This is a genomic window from Ferruginibacter sp. (assembly GCF_031391665.1).
Classification (GTDB): Bacteria; Bacteroidota; Bacteroidia; order Chitinophagales; family Chitinophagaceae; genus Ferruginibacter.
Map to the genome: position 1 here is coordinate 1 of NZ_JANMUN010000089.1, position 9,013 is coordinate 9,013.

General features: G+C 37.2%; 7 protein-coding genes and 14 tRNA genes. 1 reads left to right on the forward strand and 20 read right to left on the reverse strand.

The window, feature by feature from the left end:
- Nucleotides 1-1,068: slipin family protein (locus ACY651_RS06665; RefSeq protein ID WP_462250985.1), on the reverse strand; the 1,068-nt coding region annotated here is incomplete at its 3' end.
- A gap of 370 nt (nucleotides 1,069-1,438) precedes the next feature.
- Nucleotides 1,439-1,498: transfer RNA gene (locus tag ACY651_RS06670), tRNA-OTHER, on the reverse strand.
- Nucleotides 1,499-1,803: 305 nt separating this feature from the next.
- Between ACY651_RS06670 and ACY651_RS06675 the strand changes: the two genes are divergently transcribed.
- Nucleotides 1,804-2,817 (forward strand): helix-turn-helix transcriptional regulator, encoded by a 1,014-nt coding sequence (locus ACY651_RS06675; protein ID WP_462250987.1) that lies wholly within the window; start codon nucleotides 1,804-1,806, stop codon nucleotides 2,815-2,817.
- A gap of 45 nt (nucleotides 2,818-2,862) precedes the next feature.
- Here ACY651_RS06675 and ACY651_RS06680 read toward each other — a convergent pair whose 3' ends face one another.
- The 18 genes from ACY651_RS06680 to ACY651_RS06765 all read right to left on the reverse strand — a co-directional run.
- A complete protein-coding gene (locus tag ACY651_RS06680; protein ID WP_462250989.1) occupies nucleotides 2,863-3,939 on the reverse strand; it encodes an AAA family ATPase in 1,077 nt (358 codons plus the stop codon).
- A 17-nt stretch (nucleotides 3,940-3,956) separates the two neighbouring features.
- On the reverse strand, nucleotides 3,957-5,213 hold the full coding sequence (locus ACY651_RS06685) for a PcfJ domain-containing protein (protein WP_462250991.1): 1,257 nt from the start codon (nucleotides 5,211-5,213) through the stop codon (nucleotides 3,957-3,959).
- Between the two features lie 199 nt (nucleotides 5,214-5,412).
- A complete protein-coding gene (locus ACY651_RS06690) occupies nucleotides 5,413-5,898 on the reverse strand; it encodes a ribonuclease H-like YkuK family protein (protein ID WP_462250993.1) in 486 nt (161 codons plus the stop codon).
- Between the two features lie 237 nt (nucleotides 5,899-6,135).
- A tRNA-Phe gene (locus ACY651_RS06695) sits at nucleotides 6,136-6,207 on the reverse strand.
- Between the two features lie 161 nt (nucleotides 6,208-6,368).
- Nucleotides 6,369-6,453, reverse strand: a tRNA-Ser gene (locus ACY651_RS06700).
- Nucleotides 6,454-6,467: 14 nt separating this feature from the next.
- Nucleotides 6,468-6,551 (reverse strand) — tRNA-Ser (locus ACY651_RS06705).
- Nucleotides 6,552-6,648: 97 nt separating this feature from the next.
- Nucleotides 6,649-6,720: transfer RNA gene (locus tag ACY651_RS06710), tRNA-Asn, on the reverse strand.
- Between the two features lie 112 nt (nucleotides 6,721-6,832).
- Nucleotides 6,833-6,906, reverse strand: a tRNA-Lys gene (locus ACY651_RS06715).
- 6 nt (nucleotides 6,907-6,912) lie between these two features.
- Nucleotides 6,913-6,984 (reverse strand) — tRNA-Ile (locus ACY651_RS06720).
- 4 nt (nucleotides 6,985-6,988) lie between these two features.
- Nucleotides 6,989-7,060: transfer RNA gene (locus ACY651_RS06725), tRNA-Met, on the reverse strand.
- Between the two features lie 14 nt (nucleotides 7,061-7,074).
- Nucleotides 7,075-7,147 (reverse strand) — tRNA-Ile (locus ACY651_RS06730).
- A gap of 6 nt (nucleotides 7,148-7,153) precedes the next feature.
- Nucleotides 7,154-7,226 (reverse strand) — tRNA-Arg (locus tag ACY651_RS06735).
- 100 nt (nucleotides 7,227-7,326) lie between these two features.
- Nucleotides 7,327-7,398, reverse strand: a tRNA-His gene (locus ACY651_RS06740).
- Nucleotides 7,399-7,410: 12 nt separating this feature from the next.
- Nucleotides 7,411-7,482, reverse strand: a tRNA-Gly gene (locus ACY651_RS06745).
- 99 nt (nucleotides 7,483-7,581) lie between these two features.
- A tRNA-Asp gene (locus ACY651_RS06750) sits at nucleotides 7,582-7,653 on the reverse strand.
- Nucleotides 7,654-7,787: 134 nt separating this feature from the next.
- Nucleotides 7,788-7,860, reverse strand: a tRNA-Pro gene (locus tag ACY651_RS06755).
- 253 nt (nucleotides 7,861-8,113) lie between these two features.
- Complete coding sequence (locus ACY651_RS06760) at nucleotides 8,114-8,269, reverse strand: hypothetical protein (RefSeq protein WP_462250995.1); 156 nt, start codon at nucleotides 8,267-8,269, stop codon at nucleotides 8,114-8,116.
- 381 nt (nucleotides 8,270-8,650) lie between these two features.
- Nucleotides 8,651-9,013, reverse strand: a 363-nt coding sequence (locus ACY651_RS06765) for a response regulator transcription factor (protein WP_462250997.1), incomplete at its 5' end; no start/stop codon positions are given.

Below are 9,013 nucleotides of genomic sequence, written 5' to 3' on the forward strand. Positions count from 1 at the left end.
AATCAAGGCACCATTACCACTTACGCTGATGTTGCTGATTTTGTCGGCAATTTTTTCAACGTATTCCATCTCTTTCAATTTCCACAACATGGTATTGTCTTCCATTAATTTGGCAGTGTTTAACAAACTACGGGTGCTGGCAGTTTCTTCCCTACGCATGATGCTGTTGGCCTGTGCATTTTTTTCGGCCACCAACACTTTGTTCATGATGTCTTTTACATCGCCTGGCAAAATAATATCCCGGATACCGAAACTGTTTACGGCAACACCCAAATTTTCGGCAGCAGTTTTTACTGCTTCTAAAATAAATGGTGCTATAGCTGCTTTTTTCTCCAGTAATTCATCAAAACCATAAGCGGCTATATACTCCCGTAATGCTAACTGAAAGGTTACGTACAATTGCTTTTCGTAATCTTTGTTTTGCAAAATTGCTTTTTCAATATCCACCACTTTGTACTGGGCATAACCGTTTATACGCAATGCAGCTTTGTCTTTAGTCAAAATTTCTTGTCCGTTGATCTCTATTTGCTGCATACGGGTATCGGCTTTACCCACTACAATGGTAATGCTGTTCTTCCACCAGTAATAAATACCGGCTGGCAATATTTGTGCATACTTACCGTCTATGAACAACACCGCTTGCTCGTAATTTTCTACAGTGTAACTACGCACATAAGGTGCTACCAATTTGTTTTGCAACACAGCACGACTGATGTTTTCAGTAATGTCTATTTTGCTGATGTCGGCTTTTATAAATTCATAGTTGTTGACTGCGTTTTTCCAAAAAGCATAACGGCCTGCAGTTAATACCTGTTTCATCAAACCATCCTGGTATTGCAATACAATTTCATTATCGCTTACTTCAATTACCTGCAAAGCGTTGGCTAATGCAGCATCCTGCAACAGAATGTTTAATTCTGCAGATGTATTAAACTGTTTGGTTACATCGTATATCAATACGGTTTCGTTAAACCATAACCAATAGTTTCCTTCCTGCAACATTTTTTTGTAAACGCCATTTTTAAATACCAATGCTATTTGGTAGGCGTTAATTTTTACTTGTTTCATTTTGTTTTTATTTTGCCCGCTGATTTCTCAGATGGCGCTGATTAAATTTTGTTTTAATAAAGTTGAAATTGGTTGCCATTCTGTAATCACGGAAATGATTTGTTATCAGATTCGGGCTGACAGTTGGTTTATTATTATTTACCCGGCGTACCCGGTAACGATTAAATAAACAAAGTGTCATTTGCTACCTGCTAATTTTGTCATTTGCAAAGCGTTTACTGAATTTGCTCGCTGTAAAAGTTGCAACACTTTTACAAACAGCAGACAACGCAATTTCTACTTTAATGCATCACCATTTTTTAAGAAGTGGTGTACTTCTGTGAGAAGCATCCTAAGTGCTTTGCGTTTACCAGTTTCGCCATCCCGCCTGCGGCGGGAGTGGGAGTCGAACCCACATGTTTCTGTTGCTCTATCCAACTGAGCTATCCCGATTTTATCGGGAAAGGGAATCGAACCCCTGACCCACAGGTTATGGTGGACACTGCATATTGATGCAACAGCATACAGATAGCTACTGCGTCTGCACTATGGTGTTTTAAAAACACTCATCCGGTTCGCTGTCAACATACTAATACCCATTTCCGTGTTAACGGAACTCTTCCGTTGATGTGTTTTCATCAACAATATTTTAAAGAACTTCTTGTTTTTACTTTGATAACACAAATCTCAAACCCACCTGTGCAATCTATTTGCACAGTAAAAAATATTTTCCTTATTTTTAAAAAAATATTCAAAATGCCTGTAAACCGCAATGCCTTAATCCGCTACCGCACCATCGACAAATGCCTGCAAAACCGCCGCCGCAAATGGACTATTGAGGATTTGATCGATGCCTGCAATGAAGCCCTGTACGAATACGAAGGCATGCATACCAGCATCAGCATGCGTACCATTCGGCTAGATCTGAATGCCATGCGAAGTGATTCATTAGGTTACAATGCACCCATCATAGTAAAAGACAAAAAGTTTTATACTTATGAGGATGCGGAGTATTCCATTGCCAATAGTCCGCTTACTACGCAAGACCTGGGCATATTGCAGGAAGTATCGCATTTGCTGCGCCAGTTTAAAGGTTTCAGCCACTTTAACGAAGTGAGCGAAATGGTAAATAAACTGGAAGACAAAATTTACAGCGAACAACACCAGCAGGCATCCGTAATCGATTTTGAAAAAAATGATCTGCTCACCGGTATTGAATGGCTGGATATTTTATACAAAGCCATTGTAAATAAAACCACGCTGCTGCTCACTTACCAATCTTTTAAAGCACGCCAGGCAGCCGATATTATTTTTTATCCTTACCTGCTTAAAGAATACCGCAACCGCTGGTTTATACTGGGTATGAAAAAGCAGGGCAAAGAAATTATCACTTTTGCTTTAGACCGTATTCAAAACATTACAGCACAAGACAAAGAACTTTTTGTGCAGCACAAAAAATTTGAGCCGCATACTTATTTTAATGATATTATCGGCGTAACCCGTAACTATGCCGAGCAGCCTACCACTATTTTATTTTGGGCAAGTGCATTGCATGCGCCTTATATTAAAACCAAACCTATTCATGCGTCGCAAAAAATAGTGGAAGAAGTAAAAGGCGGCTCTCATTTCACTATTGCAGTAATCCCCAATTTTGAAATGGAACGTGAACTTTTTGGTTTTGGCGAAGGCATTAAAATTTTATCGCCTAACAATATTGTGCGGCAGATAAAAAGAAAAATGCGTTTGATGCAGGAGTTGTATCTGGATTAGAGAAGTCAAGTTTTTGAAACTTGACTTCTCTTGCAACTACCTAAATTAATTCATCATCACTTCCTGCCTTCTAAAACCAAACACTTCCGTTCTTTCTATCACATTGTCTTTTTCATTCGGGTTAGCAATTTCTGCTATCGTCATCGGTTTTGTAATGTGGTTAGTAAAACCCAAATGATAAGATAAGCGTTGCGATTTTGTTGCACTTAATTTTCCAAATTCATATTTAGCAATCAGTCTTCCTTTTCGCATCAATGCACTATCTACCAGTGTAAGCGAATTATTAAAAGTGCAAATCAATTGTACATTTAAAAAATCTGCCAGCAACCCATCAGAAATATTTAATAAATTAGATACCGATGCATTACCACTTATCTTTCTATCCATAATTACATTTTCTGCATCTTCAATTATCAATACACTATTAGGGTTACTCACCAGCAACTCAATAAAGTCCGGGCTGGTAATATCTGCCGCTACATTGGGCGACACAAACAATACCCGCTTTTTAATTTTACCAATCAGGTAGCGGAGGTAGGTGGTTTTGCCGGTGCCGGGTAATCCATGCAGCAATACAATGCCTTTGTCTTTATCTTTTGTCAACCGTTTGCATATTGTATCACTCACTGTTTTAAAATCATCTTCGTAAAAAAGATCCAGGTTTAACTTTGTTCTTTTTACTTCCAGTTGCTTTAGCTCCAGTCCGTTTCTTCCTCTGCTGATCAAGTTAATCTCCAGTGGTTTTCTGCGTTGCTTTTCTTTAAACTTTTTCATCAGGCTGGTGCAATCGTTTATAAAATCATCTTGCATACCGCCGTGATAAATTTCGCAGAAGTTCGTATCAAATTCCATCACACAACCATTTTGCATAATCATAAAAGTTTCATCAAAAACATAGCGTTTTTTCTTAGTATCGTAATAGCGGTACCCATGCACTGACTTTATTAAATGACTAAACCTTTCTTTAATAGCTGCAAATGCTTTTTCGCCATTAATGTTGTTGATATAATTGGCACTGGGTATATGCCCAAAGCAATACAGGTAAAGCGATTTGCCACATAAAAATCCATTATCAAAAATGCTGTTGGCATTTATCATTTTTTGACTGGTAATATTTTCCATTTTAAATTCTTTTGTTTTTACAAATAAGGATTCAATACAAGTCCTTCACTCATTGCCCATGCTTCCATATACTTTTTTGCTTCTTCACTAACAGGTTTATTCATTTTTGCTTTTGCCTGTACTACTCTTTGCAAAGCCAAATTCACTTCAATGGTTGCCATTATATCCAGCAGTATGCCGCCGGAATATTTACGCAAAGAAAAAATTGCCGACTTTCCTTTAGCACAATAAAAAGCATAAGAACCCACACAATGTTTCATCGTTTTTCCTTCTTCCGTTAATTTTCTCGATTCTGTCAACTCTTCCAATACAACTACTTCAGATTTTTTTTCTGCTCTGTAGCCTTCAATACCGCAAGGTTTCCAAACCTGGTTAGTCCTGCTGTTTGAAAAATGGCTATGCCATACATCACTCTGCCTAAATAAAGATTGCAAGGTTCTTCCCTTTAAAGTATAATTGCTGTTTACTCTTTTTTCTTCTCTTACATAATCAATTAACTCTGTTAGTTTATTCAGGTTAAACATGCCGCCATTCATTACCAACCTGATAAAGCTTTCCCAAAAACCTTCGTTATCGTAAGTTTTTGTACCCATCCATGAATATGTTATTCTTTCCGCCAATCTATCTTCGCCGTTTAATCCTTTAACCTGTGCCCATCGCAATGCTTCGGCTATAGAAAATTTTGCTGGAGCCAGTAAAAAATAATGCCCCATCTTTTGCGTAAATGGAATGGGAATATTTTTCATTTCTTTCACCCTTCCTCCATCTCCAAGGTGCATCAACCATTGTATGTACTGCATGTTTTTTGTTTCATACAAACCCTGGTATAAAAAATCAGGAATTTTATATTTACAAAAAAGATAAGCAGCCAATTCTTTTACCTGTGCCGCAGGTTGCTTTGTTATTGGTTTCCATTTAAACACATCCTGTTTCCAATATGCACGAAACTGGACCATGTTGTACAACACCTGAATGTATGCTTCACCACTTACTAATTCACTTTTTGCATCAAGCAGTATCAATACATCCTTCAAAATTTTTCTGTCCGCAGCTTTTACTTTGGAAGAAAAATTATTAAAGCACTCATTTATTTTCCATATTCTTCTGTCAGAAAATGAAAAGCTAAGATCTGCGCCCAAATACAATTGCACGATGATATCTTCAAATTTTTTAAACCTTTTCCTGGAAAATTGCAGTGCCTGTGCAATCACAGCTTCCTGCGCCGCTGTTTTTAATAACTGCTTTTCTCTTTCGGTTTTATTTTTCTTTGCCATGATAATTTATTTATACCCTGCAGAAAATATTTTTCTGCGTTTAATTAAATTTCTTTTCATCAAATTATTATCACTGGTATTTAACTTTTTCATTTTTTAAATTTTAATCTTGTTAATTATTTTTCTATTTAATTCTAATACAGTTTTCAAGTCCCAGGAATTTATCCCGATTTTTTCGGGAGGGGATTTAGGGCTTGCATTACTGCACAATTTTATTAGCACAACTGCTGCTGGCAAAAGCATCAGGTTTGGCTTTAAACACAAACCCCATTCCCAAAATATATCCCATAGCTTCTTTTAAAGCATCATTGCTTTTAAAGTTGGGGTTAGTGTTAATATCCACATGCACTTCCATATCTACACTGTAGCGGCTAAAAATATTGCACAACGGATAAGCCACATCAATACTCTTTGCAACTTCCACCAGCATCCGTTGTTTAATACTCATTTTTTGCAAAGTGGTTTCGTTGCAGATGTACATAAAACCACCTTTACCTTTTCGTATAAAAACTATCACGGTAGCAAATTCAGTTTCCTTCCCTTTCACCTGGCTGTCGGTACCAATGCATACTTTTAATTCATGGCCCATTTCTTTTTCTCTGATAATTGTTGCCCTTACTTCATCTTCAATTGAACAAAGTATTTTTTGTCCGTTAAGTTTTCTCCATTGCTGTTGCTGTTCCATTTTTTTAAATTTTTCTTAATCCCCTTCGGGACATTAAATTTTGTTATCCAACTTTTGTTCCTTGATGTGACGACATTGGCGACGCCCCGTTCAACATTTTTTCTTTGGTGATCTTTACTCACTTTTTATTTTTTGTCTGAACGGGGATTTAAAAAGATTGACAGGATTAGAAGGATTGCTGTAAACTAAAATCCTTTTAATCATTTTCATCTACCCAAATCTCCGTTCACACATTAGCGGACAAAGCAAGACTCGAACTTACACTACCGGTTCTTCAAACCGGCACTCTACCAATTGAGTTATTCGTCCATTTGTTTGTTACAGATTTGTTGATTGATTTCTTTTTTCCTCATTATCGAATTCATCTGTTATCAAACAATTTTATTTTATCGAGTCTGCGGAAGATTCGAACTTCCTTCTTTCGATTTGCAGTCGAATGCATACAGCCATGTCTGCCAGCAGGACGTTTGCGGAGAGTAAAGGATTCGAACCTTTGCACCGTTTTACCGATGTATGATTTAGCAAACCACTACATTACCGCTCTGCCAACTCTCCAAAATATTTTTTTGCGGAGAGAAAGAGATTCGAACTCTTGAGGCTGTTATACCCAGTCTGTTTTCAAGACAGCATCCATGACCAACCGGACTCTCTCCATTTGTATGAGTGATAAGATTCGAACTTATTGAACCCGAAGGCAACGGTGTTACAGACCGCTACGACTCTCCAACTTCGCCGCACTCACATTTTTTGAGGATGAAGAAAGATTCGAACTTTCAACATGATGCCTAACAAACATCTGCTCTACCATTGAGCTATTCATCCATTATTATTTTTGTATGAACGAAGATTTTAAAAGATTGATAGGATTAGAAAGATTACTGAAACCAAAATCCTTTTAATCATTCCATCTACCCAAATCCCCGTTCAAACAATGTAGTTCCGGTGAGACTCGAACTCACAACCCCCGAATTAAAAGTTCGGTGCATCTAACCATTGAGCTACGAAACTATTTTGTGATGACTGAAAGATTCGAACTTTCAACCTTTACGGTATCAGCGTAATACTCTACCATTGAGCTAAATCATCTTTGTTGCGACCGCAAGATTCGAACTTGCATCTTCTGGCTTATGAGACCAGCATGTTACCATTACACCAAGTCACAATTTTATTTTTTTGTTGACTTAATTGGATTCGAACCAATAACCTTTTGCATATAAGGCAACTGCTCTCACCGTTAAGCTATAAGTCAATTTAGTTGGTCTAACAAGATTCGAACTTGTATCCCCACGTTCGTAGCGTAGTATTCTTATCCATTGAACTATAAACCAATTTGGTGCGGCTTTCGGATTTGAACCGAATACAATCCTCTTATGTTTACCTCTTAGAAAAAGAGGAAGAAGATGATGTTACCATTACACCCAACCGCATTGGTTGACTCCGGGTTTCGAACCCTGTTCTTTGCATTCACAGTGCAGTGCTTTACCAAATAAGCTAGAGCCAACATTTACCAAGTGCAGTATGAGTGATTCGAACACTCTCCTCCGATTTGGAAGACCGGCACGCCGCCATCAACGCATATACTGCAATTTTTTTTGTTATCGAGTCCCGATGCATCGGGAGAACTATCAACTTCAGAGTCAAATTCTGAAATGTTGCCATTACACCACTCAATAATTTTTTTTGCGGTTCGTATGAGAATCGAACTCATAGCTTCTGATAGACAATCAGAAATGTTAGCCGTTACACTAACGAACCAGTATAGCGGAGTGCTGGCTGAAGCAGCACTGCACACTACGTTTCAAGGGTTTGCAGTCTGTACCAGATTCGAACTGGTATCTTCAAGTAGAAAGCTTGACATCCTGAACCATTTAGACTAACAGACCATTTAGTATAGAAGACAGGATTCGAACCTGTAGCCTCTCCAGTCCAGGTGGAGTATCCGGCCAATCGGAATACTTCCATATTTTAAAAAATTAAAACCAATCAAAGAACATTTTAAAAAGCTTCCCCGTTGCATCTCACGGGGAAAGCTTTATTCCTCCTTCTGCATCTAATTATTTTATGCGTTTTTTTATGCGGTTAAAAATGGCTTCTGCAAAAGCCTGTATTAACCATACTACAATTAAAAATGTCATTGCCTTTAATTTTATTTTAGGGCATAAAAAAAGCCCGGTCGTTTTTTAATTCGACCGGGCTTTTGCTCAACAAGTTTTTTTTATTCACTCATTCGCTTTACACACAGTCGTGTTATGTTATCTTCATTTATTGTATTACTAAAATGCATACCCTGGCCTGCCGGCATAAATATTTTATACCAGTTTAGTAATAAACTTCGTTTTGCTATTTGTTGTTTATCCTTTTGTTGATGCATTTTTATTTTTTAATTAATAACTCATTCTTCGCTAACTTCTCCGCCGCCCCTTTAGGGGATGGGGGCACAAAAAACCCCGCTGTTTCAGGCGGGGCTTAAGTTATAAGGAATTAGTTTTGATACTTATTCATCAGCATAACATGCCCCGCAATTATTATAATCCCCTTTCGGACTAAAACAATTCATCGCTTCAATATGTTGTGATATGCGTAACATGTTTGTTGTTAATAATTTTATTTGCATTGCAAAGATGAATTTATTTTTTTGATTCTGCCAAATATTTTTCAAAAAAAATAAAAAATAATTTTATAAAAGCGTTTTAAAACAGGTGATTTCTCCAATGAAAAACTGTAAAAAAAATATTTTAAAAAAATATTTTTTTTACAACTGCGGTGTATACAAATGTTCCCGTATGGCATATACAATTATGCCGGCAGTATTTTTTACGTTCATCTTTTCAATAATTTTTAAGCGTAATCCTTCTACTGTTCTTACACTTAAAAATATTTTTTCGCCAATTTCTTTATTGGTTAATCCTTCACAGATGTAGCGGATTATTTCCTGCTCCCTCTCATTAAATTCTGGCTTCTCTTTTTTTAAATGCAGGTTGAATTTACTTTTTGCTACCATGCTCGCCAATTTTTGAGAAGTAAGGCGGCAGTAATGCGGCTCGTTATTAGCAACCGTATGCACTGCTTCTATAATTTCTGTTTTGTCTGCATTTTTTAAAAGGTATCCTTTTGC